This is a genomic window from Pseudomonas sp. RIT288, assembly GCF_000631985.1.
In the GTDB taxonomy this organism is placed as follows: domain Bacteria; phylum Pseudomonadota; class Gammaproteobacteria; order Pseudomonadales; family Pseudomonadaceae; genus Aquipseudomonas.
Window position 1 is genome coordinate 550,467 of the sequence record NZ_JFYN01000012.1, and the last position, 21,381, is coordinate 571,847.

General features: G+C 57.9%; 22 protein-coding genes and 1 pseudogene. 9 read left to right on the forward strand and 14 right to left on the reverse strand.

Annotation, left to right across the window (positions count from 1 at the left end; translation table 11 throughout):
- Positions 1 to 76: 76 nt before the first annotated feature.
- Complete coding sequence (locus BW33_RS14100; RefSeq protein ID WP_047599638.1) at positions 77 to 1,201, reverse strand: glycerophosphodiester phosphodiesterase; 1,125 nt, start codon at positions 1,199 to 1,201, stop codon at positions 77 to 79.
- 222 nt (positions 1,202 to 1,423) lie between these two features.
- Between BW33_RS14100 and BW33_RS14105 the strand changes: the two genes are divergently transcribed.
- Positions 1,424 to 1,750: a DUF2025 family protein gene (locus BW33_RS14105; RefSeq protein ID WP_047599644.1), complete on the forward strand. Its 327-nt coding sequence runs from the start codon at positions 1,424 to 1,426 to the stop codon at positions 1,748 to 1,750.
- A gap of 439 nt (positions 1,751 to 2,189) precedes the next feature.
- Here BW33_RS14105 and BW33_RS14110 read toward each other — a convergent pair whose 3' ends face one another.
- Both BW33_RS14110 and BW33_RS14115 read right to left on the reverse strand, forming a co-directional pair.
- Positions 2,190 to 2,504, reverse strand: coding sequence for an antibiotic biosynthesis monooxygenase family protein (locus tag BW33_RS14110; protein WP_027612609.1), 315 nt, complete (start codon positions 2,502 to 2,504; stop codon positions 2,190 to 2,192).
- Complete coding sequence (locus BW33_RS14115; protein ID WP_047599646.1) at positions 2,501 to 3,202, reverse strand: CTP synthase C-terminal region-related (seleno)protein; 702 nt, start codon at positions 3,200 to 3,202, stop codon at positions 2,501 to 2,503. The genes BW33_RS14110 and BW33_RS14115 overlap by 4 nt, the downstream gene beginning before the upstream one ends.
- Positions 3,203 to 3,342: 140 nt before the next feature.
- Here BW33_RS14115 and BW33_RS14120 point away from each other — a divergent pair, with 140 nt between their 5' ends.
- Positions 3,343 to 4,284: a LysR family transcriptional regulator gene (locus tag BW33_RS14120; protein ID WP_047599735.1), complete on the forward strand. Its 942-nt coding sequence runs from the start codon at positions 3,343 to 3,345 to the stop codon at positions 4,282 to 4,284.
- Here BW33_RS14120 and BW33_RS14125 read toward each other — a convergent pair whose 3' ends face one another.
- The 5 genes and pseudogenes from BW33_RS14125 to BW33_RS14140 form a co-directional block, all read right to left on the reverse strand.
- Positions 4,285 to 4,818 carry a DUF1003 domain-containing protein gene (locus BW33_RS14125; protein ID WP_047599648.1) on the reverse strand — a complete coding sequence of 178 codons (534 nt, stop codon included), beginning with the start codon at positions 4,816 to 4,818 and terminating at the stop codon, positions 4,285 to 4,287.
- A gap of 168 nt (positions 4,819 to 4,986) precedes the next feature.
- On the reverse strand, positions 4,987 to 5,481 hold the full coding sequence (locus BW33_RS30480; RefSeq protein WP_371260358.1) for a methyl-accepting chemotaxis protein: 495 nt from the start codon (positions 5,479 to 5,481) through the stop codon (positions 4,987 to 4,989).
- Between the two features lie 51 nt (positions 5,482 to 5,532).
- Positions 5,533 to 6,393: pseudogene (locus BW33_RS30485) on the reverse strand (PAS domain-containing protein); the annotation flags it as partial.
- 109 nt (positions 6,394 to 6,502) lie between these two features.
- Positions 6,503 to 7,552: a diguanylate cyclase gene (locus BW33_RS14135; RefSeq protein ID WP_047599736.1), complete on the reverse strand. Its 1,050-nt coding sequence runs from the start codon at positions 7,550 to 7,552 to the stop codon at positions 6,503 to 6,505.
- A 157-nt stretch (positions 7,553 to 7,709) separates the two neighbouring features.
- Positions 7,710 to 8,318, reverse strand: a complete 609-nt coding sequence (locus BW33_RS14140; RefSeq protein ID WP_047599650.1) for a TetR/AcrR family transcriptional regulator — start codon at positions 8,316 to 8,318, stop codon at positions 7,710 to 7,712.
- A 216-nt stretch (positions 8,319 to 8,534) separates the two neighbouring features.
- On the opposite strand from BW33_RS14140, the gene BW33_RS14145 reads away from it, so the two are divergent.
- The gene (locus BW33_RS14145; RefSeq protein ID WP_047599653.1) at positions 8,535 to 9,590 is read left to right on the forward strand and encodes an MBL fold metallo-hydrolase; all 1,056 of its coding nucleotides are present in this window, start codon (positions 8,535 to 8,537) and stop codon (positions 9,588 to 9,590) included.
- Between the two features lie 95 nt (positions 9,591 to 9,685).
- Here the strand turns inward: BW33_RS14145 and BW33_RS29350 are convergent, their stop codons facing one another.
- The 3 genes from BW33_RS29350 to BW33_RS14155 form a co-directional block, all read right to left on the reverse strand.
- Positions 9,686 to 9,892 carry a hypothetical protein gene (locus tag BW33_RS29350; RefSeq protein WP_152546122.1) on the reverse strand — a complete coding sequence of 69 codons (207 nt, stop codon included), beginning with the start codon at positions 9,890 to 9,892 and terminating at the stop codon, positions 9,686 to 9,688.
- Between the two features lie 11 nt (positions 9,893 to 9,903).
- Complete coding sequence (locus tag BW33_RS14150; RefSeq protein WP_047599654.1) at positions 9,904 to 10,218, reverse strand: hypothetical protein; 315 nt, start codon at positions 10,216 to 10,218, stop codon at positions 9,904 to 9,906.
- 93 nt (positions 10,219 to 10,311) lie between these two features.
- Positions 10,312 to 11,079 carry an AraC family transcriptional regulator gene (locus tag BW33_RS14155; RefSeq protein ID WP_047599655.1) on the reverse strand — a complete coding sequence of 256 codons (768 nt, stop codon included), beginning with the start codon at positions 11,077 to 11,079 and terminating at the stop codon, positions 10,312 to 10,314.
- Positions 11,080 to 11,191: 112 nt separating this feature from the next.
- On the opposite strand from BW33_RS14155, the gene BW33_RS14160 reads away from it, so the two are divergent.
- The 4 genes from BW33_RS14160 to BW33_RS14175 all read left to right on the forward strand — a co-directional run bounded on the left by BW33_RS14160 (position 11,192) and on the right by BW33_RS14175 (position 14,394).
- The gene (locus BW33_RS14160) at positions 11,192 to 12,007 is read left to right on the forward strand and encodes a sulfite exporter TauE/SafE family protein (protein WP_047599656.1); all 816 of its coding nucleotides are present in this window, start codon (positions 11,192 to 11,194) and stop codon (positions 12,005 to 12,007) included.
- A gap of 42 nt (positions 12,008 to 12,049) precedes the next feature.
- Positions 12,050 to 12,415: a hypothetical protein gene (locus tag BW33_RS14165; protein ID WP_047599657.1), complete on the forward strand. Its 366-nt coding sequence runs from the start codon at positions 12,050 to 12,052 to the stop codon at positions 12,413 to 12,415.
- Positions 12,416 to 12,447: 32 nt separating this feature from the next.
- On the forward strand, positions 12,448 to 13,134 hold the full coding sequence (locus tag BW33_RS14170; RefSeq protein WP_047599658.1) for a DUF6933 domain-containing protein: 687 nt from the start codon (positions 12,448 to 12,450) through the stop codon (positions 13,132 to 13,134).
- A gap of 114 nt (positions 13,135 to 13,248) precedes the next feature.
- On the forward strand, positions 13,249 to 14,394 hold the full coding sequence (locus BW33_RS14175) for a hypothetical protein (protein ID WP_047599659.1): 1,146 nt from the start codon (positions 13,249 to 13,251) through the stop codon (positions 14,392 to 14,394).
- A 9-nt stretch (positions 14,395 to 14,403) separates the two neighbouring features.
- Here BW33_RS14175 and BW33_RS14180 read toward each other — a convergent pair whose 3' ends face one another.
- The gene (locus tag BW33_RS14180; protein WP_047599660.1) at positions 14,404 to 15,387 is read right to left on the reverse strand and encodes a hypothetical protein; all 984 of its coding nucleotides are present in this window, start codon (positions 15,385 to 15,387) and stop codon (positions 14,404 to 14,406) included.
- Positions 15,388 to 15,684: 297 nt separating this feature from the next.
- On the opposite strand from BW33_RS14180, the gene BW33_RS14185 reads away from it, so the two are divergent.
- On the forward strand, positions 15,685 to 16,491 hold the full coding sequence (locus tag BW33_RS14185) for an HNH endonuclease (RefSeq protein ID WP_047599661.1): 807 nt from the start codon (positions 15,685 to 15,687) through the stop codon (positions 16,489 to 16,491).
- A gap of 217 nt (positions 16,492 to 16,708) precedes the next feature.
- Here BW33_RS14185 and BW33_RS14190 read toward each other — a convergent pair whose 3' ends face one another.
- Positions 16,709 to 17,959: a ribonucleotide-diphosphate reductase subunit beta gene (locus tag BW33_RS14190; protein ID WP_047599662.1), complete on the reverse strand. Its 1,251-nt coding sequence runs from the start codon at positions 17,957 to 17,959 to the stop codon at positions 16,709 to 16,711.
- Between the two features lie 565 nt (positions 17,960 to 18,524).
- The gene (locus tag BW33_RS14195) at positions 18,525 to 18,785 is read right to left on the reverse strand and encodes a DUF2790 domain-containing protein (protein ID WP_047599663.1); all 261 of its coding nucleotides are present in this window, start codon (positions 18,783 to 18,785) and stop codon (positions 18,525 to 18,527) included.
- Between the two features lie 417 nt (positions 18,786 to 19,202).
- On the opposite strand from BW33_RS14195, the gene acs reads away from it, so the two are divergent.
- Positions 19,203 to 21,158 carry an acetate--CoA ligase gene (acs, locus tag BW33_RS14200; protein WP_047599664.1) on the forward strand — a complete coding sequence of 652 codons (1,956 nt, stop codon included), beginning with the start codon at positions 19,203 to 19,205 and terminating at the stop codon, positions 21,156 to 21,158.
- Positions 21,159 to 21,381: the final 223 nt, after the last annotated feature.

Here is a 21,381-nt window from a genome sequence, read left to right on the forward strand (position 1 = left end):
CCTTAAAACCCCAGATCGCGGGCAGGGCTCTTGTAGGAGTGAGCCTGCTCGCGATGCGGACAACCCGGTTTACCGATCAGAACCCGTTGTTCTTCAACACCTGATCAACACTGGCCGCCGCCGGACGCTTGTAAAACTTCAACAGTTCGCTGGCGCGGTTGGTGAAGATGCCGTCAACGCCGGCCGCCATGACTTTCTCGAAGTCCACCGGCTCATCGACGGTGTAGACGTGCACCAGCATGCCCTGATCATGGGTGTACTGGTTCATCCACGGTTGCACCAGATCCGAGTAGCTCTGGTCGCCACCCTTGGTCAGCTTGGCCGAAGGACCGGTGCCGATGGCACCCTGCGCCTTGGCGAAATCCACCCATTGCTTGAATTCGGCTTCGGACTTCGGCTCCTGCTTGCCGTAGAACACGTTCTTGTCCTTCTCGCCGGATTCGGAAAAGGTCACCTTCGATTTCGGCTCGATGCTGCCTTCGCCGACCCATAGCAACAGGATCTTCGGCACTTGCGGCATTTCCTTCTGCAGCAGTTCGAGGCTGTTCTTCTCGAAGGTCTGCAGGATCACCTTGCCTTTGCCCTGGCCGACGCCCAGCTCGCTCTTGGCCAGTTTCGAACCGGCCGGACTCAGCCAGCCGCGATCATGCAGCTTCTCTTTGAGGTCATGCTCGATCCCCGGAAACAGTTGCGGCTCCTTGGTTTCGATGTACAGGCCCGGCTTGTGTTTCGGGTTGGCCTGGGCGATGTCGATGATTTCATCGAGGGTGAGGATTTTCAGCCCGGCGTAGGTCGGACGCGCGCGATCCGGGTAAGCCTTGTTGTACCAGCTGCCGGCGTCGAGGGTTTTCAGTTCGGCCATGGTGAAGGCGGTGGCCGGGCTGTCCTTGCGCTCCGGGAACTTGGTCGCGACGTCGGTGGTGCGTTGCAGGTTGTTGTCGTGCAGGGCGAACAGCACGCCGTCCTTGCTGCGCTGCAAATCCATTTCCAGGTAGTCGGCGCCGAGGTCGCGGGCCAGTTTGTAGGAGGCGGCGGTGGATTCCGGAGCATCGAAAGACGCGCCACGGTGCGCGATCACGGCTGGATGCGGGATGCCATGGGCGGCGGCCAGTGCGTTGACGTCAGTCTGGGCGGCGTGGGCCTGGCCGAGGCCGAGCATCAGGCTCAGCATGAGGGCGCTTTTGGTGAAAGTGGCGGGCATGTTCGAGTTCCTTTCGCAGGGCATTTTCAAAGACGTACCTTTTAACAACTGAATGGATTGCGTGCTATCGCCAGACCGACATAAACGTATTAAAAGCGATTTTTCCTGCACTTTTGTGGCGCTGTTTGCAGTACGCTTGCCCTCGGCAGACGCTCCGGCAGAGAGCGCGCCGATCCTGTTGCCCTGCGTGTAAACCATCGATGATTTTTCGTGAGGTTTACCATGCGCATCACTTCCCAACTCATCTGTCAGGCCGCCGATGACCTCAAGGGTTTTGTCGGCCTCAACCGCAAGACCGGCCAGTACATCGTGCGTTTCAGCGAAGATTCGTTCGGCATGGACGTGGCGGATGACGGCATCATTCCTGTGAATGAATTCGTCTGGGCGCCGGCGACGCCGCAGACCATGACGCTTAAACGCGAGCTGATTCAGTTGCTGCTGGATCAGAACATCGATGACCGGATCAACATCACCGAGCCGTTGCGGGTGTACATGAGCAAGGTTGAGGTGCCGGAGATTGTGGCGGTACGCAGTCTGGTGCAGGGCTGAAGTTTTGCGGTGGTAATTCTGCCGCCATCGCCAGCAGGCTGGCTCCCACATTGGATCTGTGGCGTTCAAAAAATCCCTGTGTGAGCCAGCCTGCTGGCTCACACACTGGATCTGTGGCGTTCACAAATCCCTGCGGGAGCCAGCCTGCTGGCTCACACATTGGATCTGTGGCATTCAAAAAATCCCTGCGGGAGCCAGCCTGCTGGCTCCCGCACTGGATCTGTAGCATTCACAAAACCCTGCAGGAGCCAGCCTGCTGGCTCACACACTGGATCTGTGGCATTCAAAAAATCTCTGTGGGAGCCAGCCTGCTGGTTCACACACTGGATCTGTGGCGTTCACAAATCCCTGCTGGCTCACACATCGGATCTGTGGCATTCAAAAAATCCCTGCGGGAGCCAGCCTGCTGGCGATGAGGCCAATAAGTGCGCCGCTGCACTCACTGCCCAAACCGGTATTCGCGCTCCACCCGACACACCCGCGTCTGAAACTTCGAATACCACTGCGCCCGCCCGCGCGCCTGAATCACCCGGTGTTCGGGATGCTCGCGCCAGGCCAGAATCGCCGCCTCGCTCTGCCAGTACGAAATGGTGATCCCGACCCCGTCTTCCCCACGAATCGAATCAATGCCGAGAAACCCCGGTTGCTGGCTGACCAGCTCCATCATGCGCTCGGAGGCCGCCGCATAACCGTTGTCACCCTCGGTGCGGGTCGAGGTGAAAATCACCGCAAAGCAAGGTTCGTTCGGCTTCATGGGCGTCGCACCCCACACGCTTCGACAAACGCCCGCACCAGTGGCGGAACCTGCCCCTTGAGCGCTGCACGTTCCGGCTGGAACAGCGTGGCGACAAAAAACACATGGTCGGTCAATTCGATTGCGCGCAAGTCACCCGCCGAATCGTGCCCTACGGCGCGTAGCTGATGGGTCAGCAATTCTTTTTCAAACTGTGGATTCACCCCGAACCGGCAGCGATAGCCTTCACGGATCTCGGACGTTTCGTACGCCTTGGCGATCAACGAGCCGGCGACCAGGTGAATGCTGTCCACCGCCTCCACCAACGAACAGGTCAACGGCGTGAGCACGGCTCGCGGCGAATCCGGTGATGTTTCGCCATGCTCGGCATCGGCCCAGCCCAGCACGTTGCGGGAAAATTCCAGTACCGCATGCTGAAAACCGCCGCAGGTACCAAGGAAGGGGCGCTGTTGTTCGCGGGCAAAACGGATGGCCCTGAGTGCACCGGCCTCGTTTTTGTAGGGGCTGCCCGGGACGCACCAGAAGCCGTCGAACTGATCCAGCGCCGTGTCGGCGTGAATCTGCTCGGTGGGCAGCCATTCGAATTGCACATTGTGGCCGGACTGCTCGGCGATCATGCCGAGGGCAACGGGGATCGCCTGGTGGGCGGTGACTTGAGGGTCGTAATCGCCGATCAGGGCAATGGAATTGGCGTCCATGGGATTTCCTTGATTTGAGTGAGTGATGACGCTCTGGGGTGAGGGGATTTATCCCCGACGGCGCGCGAAGCGGCCCTCAAACAAGGCCTGCTGCGCGGTCCATCGGGGATCAATCCCCTCACTACAGTGAGGGTGTGCAGTTGTCGATCACCGGGGCTCACTATAGATTGGCGTTCACGCACTCAATATTGGCGTTTCCCCAAGTGATCAATGCAGCCACGCACTATCGACTCGACTACGCGGATCTGGCGCTGATCCTCGCTCTGGTGCGCGGCGGTTCTCTGGCCCGGGCGTCGCAGCTGCTCAGGGTAGACGTGTCGACGGTGTTTCGCGCGGTGCGGCGGCTGGAGTCAGCGCTCGGTCAGCAATTGTTCGAAAAGAGTCGCGCCGGTTACCTGCCAACCACCCTCGCGCAGACTCTGGCCGAGCAAGCCGAACGCGCCGAGCAGGCACTGGAAGCGGCGCGGATTGGTGTCGAGCAGGGCGGTGAAGTGGTCAGCGGCACGGTGCGCCTGACCTGTACCGATTCGGTGCTGCAAGGGCTGCTGTTGCCGGCGCTGACGCAGTTCATGCCGAACTACCCGGCGCTGACCCTCGAACTGAGCACCTCCAACGATTTCGCCAACCTCAGCCGCCGCGATGCTGACATCGCCCTGCGCCTCACGCGTACACCGCCGGAGCATCTGGTCGGACGGCAACTGGCGAAGATTTCCTACCGGGTCTGCGCCAGTGCGCGATATCTGCAGAATGTTGATGCGACGGATCTGGCGGCGCTGACCTGGATCGCCCCGGACGAGTTTCTGCCGGATCACCCGACCGTCGCCTGGCGCCGCCAGCAGTTGCCCGGCGTGACCCCGACTTATCGCTGCAACAGCATGCTCTCGGTGACTGAACTGGTACGCGGCGGACTCGGTGTGGCGGCGTTGCCGGACTTTCTGATCACTGAAGGTTTGCAGGCCCTCAGCGAACCGCTGCACGGCTACGACACCGCGCTGTGGCTGCTGACCCGCCCGGACTGCCGTGCGTTGCGCTCGGTGGTCACGCTGTTCGAAGAGTTGGGGCGGGCGCTGCGGTTGCCGTGATCAGCGTTGCGGGTTCTGGCAGATGTGCGCATGCAGTTCGCGGGTCAGGCCTTCGATGCGCTCGGTCAGGCTTTTGGTCATTTCGGTGAGGCGGGTGTTCTGCTCCAGCAGTTCGAGCAGTTGCGCGGTGGTCTGCGCGGCCTGCGCCTGGCGCTCGCTGTTGGCCACCGCCAGCGCTTCACGGTGTTGCGCGTCGGCGTCCGATTGCGCCTTGTCCCGCGCAGCTTGGCGGGTTTGTGCCAGCAGGATCAACGGCGCGGCATAAGCCGATTGCAGGCTGAACGCGAGGTTCAGCAGAATGAACGGATAAACGTCGAAAGTGGTGATACCCGTCGCATTGAGGCACACCCACAACAGCACGATCAGAGTTTGTGCGCCAAGAAAGGTCGGCGTGCCAAAGAACCGCGCGAAGGCCTCGGCGCGCAGGGCAAACGCGTCGTTGCCGAAGGTGGTGTTGAGGTGGGCGTGCGGGCGGTGGAAGCGCAGGTGGTCGACGGGGGCGGTGGCGGGGGCGTCGGTTTTTTCGGTGGTCATGATGGGCTCGGCAGGGCTTGGGACTGAAGGTCACTATAGTCCTGCATCGCGGCTTATGGCCCTTTCGCGAGCAGGCTCGCTCCCACAGGTTCTGGGTTGATCACAAGTCAGTGATCGACTCAATTCCTGTGGGAGCGAGCCTGCTCGCGAAGGCCGCGACGCGGTCTCTCAGCCCGGCGCGCGCTCATTGGCAAACATGCTCACCGCCTGCACCGCTTCACTGGCGCCATCGCGGATCTGCAGAATCACGCTGCCGGCCTGATCCGCCAGTTCAACGCCTTGCGCCGCCCGCCCGCGGGTGCCTTCCATGCTCTTGATCGCCTGGCGGGTTTCGCTCTGGATCAGGCCGATCATGTTGGAAATCTCCGCCGTCGAGCCGCTGGTGCGCGCCGCCAGTTGCCGCACTTCGTCCGCTACTACCGCGAATCCGCGACCCTGATCACCAGCACGCGCCGCTTCAATCGCCGCGTTGAGGGCCAGCAGATTGGTCTGGTCGGCAATCGCGCGGATGGTGTTGACGATCGCGGTGATCTGCTCCGAGCGTTCGCCGAGTTGCGCGATCAACGTTGATGACTGCGCGATATCGTCAGCGATTTCGCGCATCTCACTGGCCGCCTGCTGGATCACCTGAGTGCCTTGCTCGGCGACTTTCCGGGTTTCCACGGAGATGTGATAAGCGGCGCTGGCGCTGCGCGCATCGTGCTCGTGCTGCTCGACACGGGCGGTGACGTCCGTGGCGAATTTCACCACTTTGCACAAACGCCCGGCAGCGTCGTACACCGGGTTGTAGTTGGCCTCCAGCCACACACTCTGGCCGCGTTTGTCGACGCGTTCAAACTGGCCCTGAAACAGCTCACCTTGATTCAGCCGACGCCAGAAATCCTCGTAAGCGCTGCTGTTGACCAGCTCTGCGCGGCAGAACAAACGGTGATGTTTACCCTTGAGGTCAGCGAGCGTGTAACCCATGCGCGTCAGAAAATTCTGGTTGGCGGTGAGAATGCCGCCGTTGAGGTCGAATTCGATCACCGCCATCGCCCGGTCGATCGCCTGCAGCTTGGCGTTGGCCTCGCTTTCCTGTTGGACCTTGGTTGTCACGTCCATGGCGAACTTGACCACTTTGACCACGCGTCCCGATGCATCCTTGATCGGGTTGTAGTTGGCTCCCAGCCAGACCGGCTGGCCCTGGCTGTTAATCCGCTCGAAGGTGCCGGACTGGAACTGACCGTTTTTCAGGCGCGACCACAGTTCGGTGTATTGCGCGCTGCGGCCGAACTCCGGAGTGCAGAACACGCGATGAGGCTGGCCGATCACTTGTTCGCTGCGGTAGCCCATGGTTTTGAGGAAGTTGTCATTGGCCTTTAACACCACGCCTTCTAGATCGAACTCGATCACCGCCATGGAGCGGTTGATGGCTTCGAGCAGGCCATTCTGTTCGGTGATGGTGTGTTGAAGGTCGTTGAGTTCGGACTGGTGGCGTTTGAAAAACATAGGGGCAGTACCTGGAAGTAGGGAAAGACGAGGTTTGTGTCCCTGTTTCCGCGCTGGCAGAGCAAATGCTGGATGAGCATTTGCCATTGACTGCAAAGTGCCAGCATCCAGGCTGACGAGGCGATCTTATACAAACTGCTTTGAGTTGTACAAGAAATTGCGAATCAGTCTTTTCAAGACTGGGGGGGGCGTGTTCTTAGCTCGGATTGCTCAGCGCCACGCTGATGGTGTTGCGTCCCGTGTGTTTGGCGGTGTACAGCGCTTTGTCGGCGTCATCCAGCCAGGCAACAGCGTCGCTGTAAGGCGGCTGAAACCGGGCCAGACCAATACTCAGGCTGACGCGCAGCTCTGGCACATCCGGGTGCCGATATTGGTCCAGTGCCTGACGTAATCGTTCCATTTGCGCCTCGGCTTTATTGAGTGGCTGGTCGGGCAGGATCAGGCAAAACTCGTCGCCGCCATAACGGCCGACCCGTTCACCTTCGGCCAGCAGTCCTTTGAGTGCCTGGCTCAGCTCACGCAGCACGGCGTCGCCAACGATGTGCCCATAGTTATCGTTGATGGTCTTGAAGTGATCGATGTCGATCAGCGCCAGAATGTCCCGGGTGTGGTTTTGCTGGCACAGCATGAAATGCGTGTGCAGCAGATCCTTCCAGGCGCCGTGATTGAGCAGCCCGGTGAGGCTGTCGGTGCGGCTCAGGTCTCTGAGTGCACGTTTGTGTTGTGCAAGTTTGATCGCCAGTTGGTAACTGACCATGCCCAGGGCCAGTGGATACAAGGTGAGCATCGGCAGACAGGCCCAGACCTGGATCTGCGTCATCGTCGGACTGAACTTGAAGCCGAACAGTAACCAGCCCAGCAGCACGCCGGCGACTTGGGCCAGGGCTCCGAGCAGGAACAGACGTCGTCCACCGGCGGCGACATTGTTCATGGTCATCATCGACAGGATGGTCACGGTGGTCAGCGGATTGAACTGAAAGCACGCGGTCCAGAAGCCCCCGCACAACGAGTCGTACAACAGGTTGCGGCGTTCGGCGTGGTAGGGGAAGGTCGAGCGGGTCGAAACCTGGTAGGCCAGATGCGGCCAGATAAAACCGTTGAACACCAGCAGCGCCCAGAGCCAGGTCGGCATGTGCAACGGGTACAGCGCGGCCGCGACGCTGAAAAAGCCGACGCCCAGACCGATGATCCTGGGCAAATAAATGCGTCTGGCGAATGACAAGCCTTTGCCGCGTTGATTTTCCATGATGTCCTGCGCCAGATTCATCCTGAAATACTTTGCAGTATCTTTTTCAGGTCGACCGCTCGTCGGTCAAATGTCGGACATTGTCATTTATTCCAACGGGAATAATCAGTGTCCTTCCGAGCCATTTAATCGTGGCGGGGCGCAGGAGAGGGCCGGTTTAGAGCTGGTATCGGGCCAGAAACATCTCCATTGCCGAATCGGCCACGGCGTTTTGCGTGTCCGCATCCAGTGGTGGCAGGCCCATGGAAATCTGCGGCCAGAAACCGAACGACTTCAACAGACCCTGCATCTGTTGCGCGGCGAAACCGGCATCCACAGCTTTCAGTCGACCATCCGCCTGAGCGGCGCGAATCCACACCGTCAGGCCTTCTTCGCGCTCGCCCATGCGCGCCACCATGTCTTGCGCGCGCTCCGGGGAATGGATGGTGGCGGCAATCGCCACCCGCGCCAGTCCGAGAAAGTTGTCATCGGCCATCATCTGCAGTTTAGCCAGCAACATGGGCAGCAGTTGCTCGCGCAGCGGCTGATCCGCGCGATAGGTCACGGCTTGCTCGTCGGTAATCCGTGCCCAGAGTTGGTTGAGAATTTCGGCGAACAGCTCTTCTTTGCTGGGAAAGTGGTTGTACACCGTGCGCTTCGACACCCCGGCGGTCGCCGCGATCTTGTCCATGCTGGTGATCTCGAACCCGTTGGCACGGAATTCGGCAATCGCTGCCTGGATGATGGCTTCGCGTTTGCGGTCGGTGAGGCGCTTTGGAGCTGTCATAAGTACGCTTCGGCAGAGAAGGGGTGGAATTACACTTGGCAGTTTACTTGTCATCCGGTTTGATGCAACCTAGAAATTACACCGATCAGTGTAATGTTGCGTTAATCCGCGCAACCTAAAAAACAGACAGTTCGGCTGATGCGTGCGTGCCTTGGCCATTTATCGTCCCACCGTGAAAAACCGCGAATTGCGCGGTTTTTCTGGAGTCTCTCAGTCATGGCCAATCCAGATTTGTCTGCGAATCAAACTTCCACGCCTGAAGCCTCTCGCCAGGATCAAGGGCTATTCCGTAACCATGCGCCGGTACAACGCGAAGGTGGGCGCAAGATGCTGCGGATCATGTGGAACATGATTTTCAACAAGCCGCGCAATACCCGTCCCGCCGCTGCGATCCCGGTGCAGTCGCTGACGCTTGAAGACCTGCTGGTCGCGCCTGATCACAGCGTCTATCGCCTCGGTCACTCGACCTTGCTGCTGAAAATGCGCGGCAAATTCTGGATCACCGACCCGGTCTTCGCCGAGCGCGCTTCGCCGGTGCAATGGGCCGGCCCGAAACGCTTTCACCAGCCGCCGATCAGCATCGACCAGTTGCCACCGATTGAAGCGGTGATCCTGTCGCACAACCACTACGACCACCTCGATTACCAGGCAGTGCTGAAACTGGCGGCCAAGACCAACTACTTCCTGACCCCGCTGGGCGTCGGCGACACCCTGATCAAATGGGGCATCGACGCCAGCAAAGTCCGACAGTACGACTGGTGGCAGGGCGCCGAAATCGCCGGCATCCGCTTCGTCGCCACGCCGTCGCAGCACTTCTCCGGCCGCGGTCTGTTCGACAGCAACAGTACGCTGTGGGCCTCGTGGGTGATGATCGACGGTGACACGCGGATCTTCTTCAGCGGTGACAGCGGCTACTTCGACGGCTTTAAACGCATCGGCGAACAGTACGGCCCGTTCGACCTGACCCTGATGGAAACCGGCGCCTACAACGTCGAATGGCCACACGTGCACATGCAACCCGAAGAAACCCTGCAAGCGCACATAGACCTCAAGGGTCGCTGGCTGTTTCCGATCCACAACGGCACCTTCGACCTGGCGATGCACGCCTGGCATGAGCCGTTTGATCGCATCCTGTCGCTGGCCTGGGAGCGCAGTGTTGCGATTACCACGCCGCAGATGGGCGAGGCGTTCAACCTGATGCAACCGCAGCGCGGGAGTGCGTGGTGGTTGGGGGTTGAAGGGGAGAGTGAGGGCTTGGTGCAGAGCGCCTGATGAGTTAAAACCGGTTCGCCTCTATAGAGGCGAACCTTATTTTTCGAGATTGTTTTCCGACATCAAGTCCCCATAGCTCACCAACGTGGAAACGTTTATATCGCGGAATTCCCCCGGAGAATCTCTTCCAGACTTTCCGGATTCAAACCAAGTCTTCGAGCTACGTCGGCTTTGCTCATGGGAGCTGTTTCGATGAGTGCAGCTAATCGTGTGACATGCCGGGCCTTATTTTGCATGTCACCCGCATCCACGCCTTCCAGATCCTTATAACCGCAACCTTTGCTTTCTTCGATTTCACTCAATTTCCACGTCCTTATTCAGCCATCGCATAATCCCCACGCCCCACTGCTTCCGATGTCGCGCCCATACTCGCACTGCGCCCCGGCGCAAACCCGGGAAAAAACACCAACCCCTGCGCCTCAAATCGATACGCCAACGCCAGCCGCGCGGCGTCCGCCACGTCCTGCTGCGCTTCAAACCGCTGAATGTCGTCCACCGCAACCTCCGCTTCGCGCGACAGCTGTTCCACGCTCCAGCCCAGCATCGCTCGGGCCTGGACGCAGTGCGTCGGGGTGAACTGGAAAAGGGCAATGCGTTCGAGGATGTGGTTCATCGCAAGAGAGGCCATGGTGTGCTCCGGGCTCAAGAGTGCTGATTGAAAATGTACTGTGTTTTTGTACAGTTGTTTTCGGCCGGGATCAAACGCATTTTTTGATTTGCCCTAGTTCGCCGCCTCCAACCAGACGGACGGTGCCTGGCCGAGAATGCGCCGGAACATCGTCGAGAACGCCGCCGGGCTCTCATAACCGAAGTCCAGGGCGATCCGCGTCACCGCTTCACCGGCCGCCAGCCGTGCCAGCGCCAGCACCACGCAAGCCTGTTGCCGCCATTGGCTGAAGCTCAACCCGGTCTGCTGCCGAAACAGTCTGTTGAAGGTGCGCAAGCTTATGTGTAACTGCTCGGCCCAATATTGCGGCGACTGATGAGCGTTCGGCTGAAGCAGAAAGGTCTGACACAAAACCAGGAGCTTTCCGTCAGTCGGCAGCGGAATGTGCAAGGGCAGCGGCGCACTGCGCACCAGTTCATGCAGCAGCAGATCGATCAGTACGCCGTCGCGTCCGTCGAGGTCATAGGTCAGCGGCGCTTCCACCGCTTCCATCAACAAGTGCCGCATCAACGGTGAAACGCTGATCACCTGGCAGCACTCGCCCAAATTCACCGCACCCGGCTCGATGTACAAACTGCGCGTACTCACGCCGAGCATCAGCACCTCGTGCGCCACCCCCGGCGGAATCCACACCGCCCGTTGCGGCGGCACTACCCAATTGCCGTCATGAGTACGAACCTGCATCACCCCAGTCGCGCCGTACAACAACTGCGCCCGCCGATGCGTATGAAATGGCAACAGATGGCCGTGGGAATAATCCGTACCGATCGCCACCACCCGGCGCGGCGTGTCATCCAGCAGATTGATCGAAACATTGCGCATCGAGCGTTTCCCGGTAGTTGGCGTAAACGCAAACATTATTGGCTGAGTTGCTGAAGCAGGCCAAGCCGCGTCGCTCTATCGTCGACCGCTCCCCACCACCGGAAGACGCGCCATGTTCTACCTCCTGCTGACCCTCTTCGGCTGTATGACCGGCATCACCGCCGTGCTCTTCGGCTTCGGCGGCGGCTTCGTCGTCGTGCCATTGCTCTATCGCATGCTCAGCGCCAGCCACGGCGCCGACGACCCCATTGGCCAATCGGCGATGCACATCGCCGTCGCCACCTCGACCTGCGTGATGATCGTCAACGCCCTGATCGCCACCGATAAACACCGCCGCGCCGGCAACCTGATCCGCCATTACCTTTGGCCGCTCGGCGGCTTCATCGCCCTCGGCGCAATCATCGGCGCGATCGCCGCGGTGTGGGTCAGCGGGGAGGTCATTCGCTACGCCTTCATCGCCTACCTCGGCCTGACCATCATCGACTGCCTGCTCAGACGCGGCTTCCTCACCCGCAGCGAAGGCGTCATCCCACGCCGATTGGATCGCAAGGAAATATCCGCCGGCGGTGTAGGCATTGGCGCCATCGCTACGTTCTTAGGCGTAGGAGGAAGCGTCATGACCGTGCCGCTCCTGCGCCGCTGCGGGTTGAGCATGTCTCAATCAACGTCCATGGCGAACCCGTTGAGTGCGCCAGTGGCGCTGGCCGGGACGCTGACCTACATGGCACTGGCCGGTTTCAGTGAGACGGATCTGGGCGCGTGGTTTGTCGGGTATGTGGATTTGCTGGCGTTTGCGGTGCTGACACTGGGGTCGTTGCTCGGGATTCGGTTGGCCACGCCGTGGATCGGGCGGATACCGGATCGGGTGCATGCTTGGGTCTATATTGGTTTGCTGATTCTTGTTTTGCTGGGCATGTCTATAAGATGAGGCCTTCCCCGGCTCAACTCAAAATTACTTCGCGGAGGCAATATGGCGATCTTGGAAAGTGACTGGAAAACATTCAAAGAACTGCGCAAGTTAGCGCTGGATCGATTTTGCCAAGGCGTATTGGCCGAGACCCAGATCGTCACTCAAAACAGTAAGCTGTCAGCGCATGCTCGCTACCTGACGCTTTATCGCATGATGCGAAGTCGAGACAAAGATATGGCGGCGGTTTTCGATGTGCGGATGAATCGCTCAAACGTAGTGCTGCCTTTGATGTTGATGATCGCGCACGACTTGCTGACCGACGAGGAATTGTCAGCACTCAGTGAAGATATGCGAGAGAGAATCTCAGATGCCGTTCGCCAGCCTTATGAGATTGAGTGGGCCGAAGAAAGCAAATATGACGACTGAGCGTCATTGACCCGTATTAGCAGAGAAAACAGATGTTGATCTTCAATTGTACCGAGGCCGCCAGTAAGTTCTTTAGCCGTGTGCATAAGGGCAAAAAACTCACGCCGGTAGACCCAAAACTGCCGTCGTCGGTTATTGAGGACGATGAGTGTGCCCCTTTCGTCGAGCAGTGGCAGGTGCACGCCATCACCGTGCAGCGTAAGCATGTACTGTTCGTCATTCATGTGGAAACTCGTTATTGCATGATCTTCGCCGATGCCAAGAAGGCTGAGATGGAAGGCTTTATTGCCTGGTTTGCGGATCGTTGGCGTGAAGGGTTAATGCGCGATGCGATCAACCACGACCTCATGAACTGGGTCGATGCCGGCATCATGCCGCAGCGAATGGAAGAGGCCTGTCTGGAGTACAAGTTTTATCGGCGCAGCCATCGCAGTGCGCAAAAGCACATCGATGAAATTGCTTGGTTTTTTCAAGATTGCGCGGCGGAGTGGGAGTGTTTACCGCAGGGCGAACGGGCTGCTATTGGCTTCGATGCACAGATGAACGACACGCCCAGAAGCAAAGGCCAAAAGGAGTGTTTCTGGCCGGATGAAGAAATGATCGCTCACTGGTTACGTCAATACTGCGCAGCGGATGAAACCAATATTCACGACGCTCTGAAACGGCGCAGGAAGGCGCAACAAGAGATTCGTGCTTTTGAAGCAACACTGGAGAGCTGAAACCTGCGGGCGCACTCGATTTCTGTGACAGACCTCGTCATGATTCGCCGCTAAATTTACTCGCGTCGATCTGAACATTACGGCGCAACCTCAGACTAAATCAGGGATCGATCCATGCTCAAGGGACTGCTGCGTCTGGCGCCATATGCTGCGGCGCTGTTTACACTCATCTCCACCGCCCATGCCGAGGATGGCCGGCGCGTGTTCACCGGTACGCTGGGCAAGATGCCGATGGTGGTGGAGCTCAACACCACGCAGCAGGACGAAGTCACCGGCCGCTACTTCTATGAGAAGTATCACCGCGACCTGGAACTCAGCGGCTCGCTGCAAGACAGCACGTTGAACCTGGTTGAAGGCAACAACCGCTATGGCGACGACAAACCGTTGCCAACCCTGAAGTTGAAATCCACTGACAATGGTTGGCAGGGCGAATGGCAAAACCCCAAGGGTAAGAAGCTACCGGTACAGCTAACCGAAGCCAAACTTCCCGCGCCAACTGCAACGACGTTGCCCTTTATTGCCACATTGCCGAAAGACGATCCCTACGAGTATTTGCGCTTGCAGGGGCTCAAGCTCAAACCGGAGAAGAAAGAAAACTTCATGGGCTACGACTTGCAATGGTGGACGGAGCCTGAGTCGAAGATATCTTTGTTTAGTGTCGAGTCTGGCTATACGAAAGAAGAGCAGCAGCGGATTAATAACCACTTGCTCGGACGGCTCTGGACTGAAGTCATCAGTTATCACGCCTGCATGCTGCAAGGTGGAGAAAACGCCGAGCAATGGCAGAGCGTCGCGCCCACGTTCTTGTCGCCCGACGTGGTCAGCTTGAATATCAACACCGGTTACGACTGCGGCGGCGCGCACCCTGATGTGGGCAACTCACCAATCAACCTCAATGCTCATACTGGCGAAGCAATAAAGCTGGAAGACGTGCTTGGAGTCGGACGCGAAGGCTCTTCGACCGGAGATGGCAAAGACAGTCAGAGTGACGTGTTTGTGCAATGGTTGATAAAGCAATTCACCTCGCTGTATCCCAACGAAATGAAGAAACCGGCCGAAGGTGATGAGGACAGTTGCGATTACACCGATGAAAACGTCTGGGTCGTTTCCGATTGGTACTTCACCGCGAAGGGCATTTATCTCGGGCCGTATTTCCCTCGTGTACAACGCGGTTGCGATGAGCCCGAATGGACGATCCTGCCGTACTCAGTGGTCAAACAGCATCCCGGTGCAGTCAAACTGCAACTGCCCCAGGGCTGATCCCGAGCATCACACCAACCCCGGCGCTTCCCGCACAATAAAGTGATCCAGGTTCTCGATGTTGGCACTGAACACCCCGAACGTCTGTTCGGGGTTCTTCTTGCTCGGCACCTGCTTCAACTCCGGCGTCACGCCATAGAAGAAACAGAACAACTCCTTGTCGCTGTCGATCGCGTGCTTGATCTCCTCCAGAAACGCCTTGCGCTTGCGGTAGTTGTCGATCAACTTTTTGCTCAAGTACACGTTCACCGAATACGGCTTCTTCTTCGCCTCATCCGCCTGCTTGAACCAGACCTTCTGCTCGAAATCGATGCGAAAACTCTGGGTGTAATCCTTGATCTCCTTGATCTTGCCCCAGTAAATCAACCCCTTGTTGTCCGTCAGATACTCGATCTTCTTGAAGAACGAGCCATAAGGCGCCGTGTGCTCGCCAACTTTCAACGGCATGCGCTTGAGCAACTCCTTATCTGCGAAGTTCGACACAAAACACTCCACCGGATGCGCAAACACACTGGTCTTGTCCGGCGCCGTCTCACGCCCCTGCGACTCCCTGGAACTCACCTGCGCCGCCCGCACCGGATCATCCCGCAACACATCCGCCGCCCCCGCCGGCGCAGCAGGCTTGCGCACATACTCACGCCGCGTCAGCAACAACTCCGACGGAAAATGCTCCTCCCTTCCGTCATCCACCTCACCCTCCGCCGCCTCAACCCCCGACGCCGACGCCTTCAAACTCACATACGGACAACCCGCTACATGCTGCGTACCGGGCAAGTTCTTGAAGTGCGGCGTGCGCACGTAATTCACGTTCTTGGCGTTGAACGTGCCCAACTCGTTGGCTGCATCGAATGCGGCGCGACAAGCATCGTTGGGGCACAGGAAATGCTCCTTTGCCGAATCGAACGCCACCGTCTCATCGAAATTGAGATCGCGAACGTCATAGATCGACAACTTGTCGTCGAGGCTGAGGCAGTAGGCGAGATCGAATTTCATGGCAGGGCTCGGATCCTTGAGTGGGGGAGGGGTATTAATAGCGGGTGGTGCTTGATAGTGCACCTTTTAATACGTCATTGCTTTCTTCCTTCGGTTCTGCACGTAACGCGTTCGGTTACGCTGAAGATGAGGAGAATTTTCGACCGCCATAGCAGGGCGGAGATTTCTACGGTCTCTGATCGCCCGGGCAAAGCAAAAAAATCCCTCTGACGGCCTTGATGTAGGGTGGTTTCGATAATGATGTAGGAATTTTCTTATTGTTTGGTAGGCTTCATTCATCGTTACGAGGATGAATTGATGCCCGCGGTCATTACCGAAAATGATGAGTCGAAATGGTCTGATCTGACAGGCGTTCGATACCACTACCCGAAGCAGTATAAATCGGTGCTTTCAGAAGGGATGGAGGTGCTGTACTACAAAGGGAAGATGAAAGATAAGGCTTTTTTGGACCAGCGTTTGAGCGCGGCACCCCATTATTTCGGAGTTGCAAGAGTCGTAAGGGTGTATCCCGACAAAGACAGTACAACAGGCGATCTCTTTGTTGATCTTGAGCATTTCAGAGCTTTTGAGTCCGCGGTTCCGAACAAAATTGATGGGCAATACCTTGAGCCAATTCCTTCAACGCAAAAAAGTAATTACTGGCTCAGAAGTGCTCGGAAAATTGATCAATCCGTATTTGATAGGATTTGCGCTCTCGCGAAGCTAAAGGTTGAACCTGATGACAGCCTTAGCTCAAGTGATACTGCGCAAGAGTTTGAGACTAGAGTGATCGGCATAGAGGGCAAAAAGCTCGGATATTACGGTGTCAAATATGAGCGCAGTCCAAAGCTTAGGCAGCAAGCAATCCAAATTCATGGTCTCCAATGTAATGCCTGCGATTTTGATTTTGAGAAGGCATACGGCGAGCATGCTAAGGGCTTTATCCATGTACACCACGTGAAGCCAATTTCTGAGTACGAAGAAGATCAGGTCGTGGACCCAGCTACTGACATGATTACGCTCTGCGCCAATTGCCACGCGACCGTACATAAAAAACCTCAGCAGCTGCTGAGTGTTGAACAACTGAAAGGCATTCTCAGTGGCCGTTGGGTTTTCGACGACTGAACTTTAGATATTTGGATGGTCCTGAAGCAACTACGAAGGAGCTTAGGGTCTTTTGTAACAGGCTTCATTTTGAAGCGGTCAAAGGAGATTAAGTGCTGCAGCGTAGAGTGGACAGGACAACCTGCCGCGATAAAAAAGCCCCGATCAAATCGGGGCTTTTTGCTTTCTCAATTCGACGACTCAAGCAGCAATCGTCAAATCGTGGCGAGCGAGACCATTAGTCCCAGCTAAGCGCACCACCAGTTTGGTATTCGATCACACGAGTCTCAAAGAAATTCTTCTCTTTCTTCAAGTCCATGATCTCGCTCATCCAAGGGAACGGGTTCGTAGTCCCTGGATATTCCTCTTTCAAACCAATCTGCGACAAACGACGGTTAGCGATGAACTTCAGGTAGTCCTCCATCATCGCCGCGTTCATGCCCAGTACGCCGCGAGGCATGGTGTCGCGGGCGTATTCGATTTCCAGCTGCGTACCCTGCAGGATCATCTGGGTCGCTTCTTCCTTCATTTCGGCATCCCACAGGTGTGGGTTTTCGATTTTGATCTGGTTGATCACGTCGATGCCGAAGTTCAGGTGCATGGATTCGTCGCGCAGGATGTACTGGAACTGCTCGGCGACGCCGGTCATTTTGTTGCGGCGGCCCATGGAGAGGATCTGGGTGAAGCCGCAGTAGAAGAAGATGCCTTCCAGAACGCAGTAGTAGGCGATCAGGTTGCGCAGCAGCTCTTTGTCGGTGTCCGGGGTGCCGGTTTCGAACTTCGGATCGGAGATCGAACGAGTGTATTTCAGGCCCCAGGCTGCCTTTTTGGCGACCGATGGGATCTCGTGGTACATGTTGAAGATCTCGCCTTCATCCATGGCCAGCGATTCGATGCAGTACTGGTAGGCGTGGGTGTGGATCGCCTCTTCGAAGGCCTGGCGCAGGATGTACTGGCGGCATTCCGGGTTGGTGATCAGGCGGTACACGGCCAGGACCAGGTTGTTGGCAACCAGGGAGTCGGCGGTGGAGAAGAAGCCGAGGTTGCGCATCACGATGCGGCGCTCGTCGTCGGTCAGGCCTTCCGGGTTTTTCCAGAGGGCGATGTCGGCGGTCATGTTGACTTCTTGCGGCATCCAGTGGTTTGCGCAACCGTCCAGGTACTTCTGCCAGGCCCAGTCGTACTTGAATGGTACGAGTTGGTTGAGGTCGGCGCGGCAGTTGATCATGCGCTTTTCGTCAACGGCGACACGGGCGGAGGCGCCTTCGAGTTCGGCGAGGCCTTCGGCGACGTCGAGGGAGTTCAGTGCAGCCTTGGCGCGGGCCACGGCGGCCGAGTCGTCGGCGGTCACGGCGCGGGCTTCGAGCGCGGCGGCGCCGCCGGCGTTGTCGAGGCGGTCCATGTTGGCTTCAGTAGCGTGGCCGGCGTTGGCGCCTTTCACTGCTGCTACTTCACTGTCTTCTTTGTCGAATTCGTCCCAGCTCAGCATGACGTGTCGTCTCCTGCGTGAGGGCCTGTCGCCCCGTGTGAAACCTGATTGGTTGGTTGTTCACACGGTCGTACAGACCGCGTTGGATCTTAAGGAATCGTTTTTTGCGGCAGCCAAGGCAGGCAATAAAACAGAATTTTGTACGGGTTTCCGAGAGCCTCTGACGGGCGCAGATCAGCGTTGACGCTGCTGCGGGGCTTCAGAATGGCTTTTGCTCCCTGTAAGGGAATATTGCTGACCCGATTAGGGCGGCATTATAGGGAAAAAAACACGGGCGTGGGGGAGGGCGAAACACCGCAGGCCGTTCGATTGGCCGGGTGATTTCGATCGGAGCGAGGGTTTACAGGGCTTTCGCTGGGATTGGCCTGCGAGAATTTTTTTTCATTAATTTTTTTGCGAGGCTTCGGTTGTTCAAGAAATGAGCAAAAAACCGCGTTTTTCACTATATCTTGTGTTTTGCAACCCTTTTGAGCGACTCCAGACACAACTGAGCCCGACCGAAGCCGGGCTGGAATCGACCCTCAAATGAGGCGCTGAGTGATCCGATTCGGTGCAGTCTCAATCATCAATTGGTGCAGCCGTTGCCCATGACGCTGTAACGCAGGATGTGGCGCTGCCCCTTGGAGTCGTCGTACTCCATTTTTGCCGGTACCACTTCGCAGACATTCGGCACTTCGCTCATCGACACCACTTTCGCGATGTCCAGGTGAGTGGAGTAAGTGTATTCCTCGATAGCCGGTTGTTGCTGTGCGACATCAGTCGGGACCTCGTCTGCCATGGCGGTTGCGCACAGACTACTGAGGGCCAGAACCAATAAAGCTTTCATTTCAGATTTACCTTTTTGAGGTCGAGTGGGGTCACGCAACCTTTTTAGGGTTGCGTGTGGAACTTCATCGTTTGCAGTTATTACTTGAGAGCTGGATTAACGGCCTTCGTGGGGGCTGTAACGTTGTTAATCGCGTTTGCCTTGTCGGCGAGGTGGATTTTAGGGGGGAGGGGTGGGGGTAAACAGGTGGGGTTTTGATAAACACTTTTGGCGGTTTTGGTAACAATCGCCGCAAAACCTCGCCCAACCCTTGTAGGAGCTGCCGAAGGCTGCGATCTTTCGCCTTTGATTTTGCAAAGCGAGATCAAAAGATCGCAGCCTGCGGCAGTTCCTACAACCATCGTCGAATGGTTCTATGGGGCTGGCCCGGCTACAACGGGGTCATACAAAAACAACTATTCCACCGAGGTAAGAAAGATGAGTGCGGCTTCTCTGTATCCCGTTCGTCCCGAGGTTCTGGCCAATACGCTGACTGACGAGGCGACCTACAAAGCCATGTACCAGCAGTCGGTCGTCAACCCTGACGGTTTCTGGCGCGAGCAAGCCAAGCGCCTCGACTGGATCAAGCCTTTCACCACGGTGAAGCAGACTTCTTTCGACGATCACCATGTCGACATCAAATGGTTCGCCGACGGCACCCTGAACGTTTCCTACAACTGCCTCGACCGTCATCTGGCCGAGCGCGGCGATCAGATCGCGATCATCTGGGAAGGTGACGATCCTTCCGAAAGCCGCAACATCACTTACCGCGAACTGCACGAACAAGTCTGCAAACTGGCCAACGCCCTGCGTGGTCAGGACGTGCACCGCGGCGACGTGGTGACGATCTATATGCCGATGATCCCCGAAGCCGTGGTCGCCATGCTGGCCTGTACCCGGATCGGCGCGATTCACTCGGTGGTGTTCGGCGGCTTCTCGCCGGAAGCGCTGGCGGGGCGGATCATCGACTGCAAATCGAAAGTGGTGATCACCGCTGACGAAGGCATCCGTGCCGGCAAGAAGATCTCGCTGAAAGCCAACGTCGACGACGCGCTGACCAACCCGGAAACCAGCAGCATCCAGAAGGTCATCGTGTGCAAGCGCACCGGTGGTGACATCAAGTGGAACCAGCATCGCGACATCTGGTACGAAGACCTGATGAAAGTGGCGGGCACCGTCTGCGCGCCGAAAGAGATGGGCGCTGAAGAAGCGCTGTTCATCCTTTATACCTCTGGCTCGACCGGCAAACCGAAGGGCGTGCAGCACACCACCGGCGGTTATTTGCTGTACGCGGCGATGACCCACGAGCGCGTGTTCGACTACCGTCCGGGCGAAATCTACTGGTGCACCGCCGACGTCGGCTGGGTCACCGGTCACAGTTACATCGTCTACGGCCCGCTGGCCAATGGCGCGACCACGCTGCTGTTCGAAGGCGTGCCGAACTACCCGGACATCACCCGGGTGGCGAAGATCGTCGACAAGCACAAGGTCAACATCCTCTACACCGCGCCGACCGCTATCCGCGCGATGATGGCGTCGGGCACCGCTGCCGTTGAAGGCGCGGATGGCAGCAGCCTGCGTCTGCTCGGTTCGGTCGGCGAGCCGATCAACCCGGAAGCCTGGGACTGGTATTACAAGAATGTCGGCAAGTCCCGTTGCCCGATCGTCGATACCTGGTGGCAGACCGAAACCGGCGGCAACATGATGAGCCCGCTGCCGGGGGCGCATGCACTGAAGCCGGGGTCGGCGGCACGTCCGTTCTTCGGTGTGGTACCGGCGCTGGTCGACAACCTCGGCAACATCATCGAGGGCGAGGCCGAGGGCAATCTGGTGATTCTCGATTCGTGGCCGGGTCAGGCGCGCACGCTGTATGGCGACCATGATCGCTTCGTCGACACCTACTTCAAGACCTTCCGTGGCATGTACTTCACCGGTGACGGTGCGCGGCGTGACGCCGATGGTTACTACTGGATCACCGGGCGTGTCGACGACGTGCTCAACGTCTCCGGCCACCGCATGGGCACCGCCGAGATCGAAAGCGCGATGGTCGCCCACCCGAAAGTCGCCGAAGCGGCGGTGGTCGGTGTGCCGCACGACATCAAGGGGCAGGGCATTTATGTCTACGTCACCCTGAAGAATGGCGAGGAGCCGAGCGAGCAACTGCGTCTGGAACTGAAGAACTGGGTGCGTAAAGAGATCGGCCCGATTGCTTCGCCGGACGTGATCCAGTGGGCGCCGGGGCTGCCGAAGACCCGTTCGGGCAAGATCATGCGGCGGATTCTGCGCAAGATTGCTACGGCTGAGTACGATGGGTTGGGGGATATCTCGACCCTGGCGGATCCGGGTGTGGTGCAGCATTTGATTGATACGCACAAGACGATGAATGTGGCGTAAGCGTTAGCTTCTTAGAAGCCCTGTCCGGTGATGCCGGGCGGGGCTTTTTTGTGTCTGGTGTCTTTGTGGTGGGCGTGCCGGCTTCATCGCGAGCAGGCTCACTCCTACAGTTTGACCGTGTTTTACCTGAAGAAACCCAATCAACTGTAGGAGTGAGCCTGCTCGCGATAGCCATCTGTCAGACGCCGCAGTAATCCCCTGTCAGAAACACAAACCACCCAAC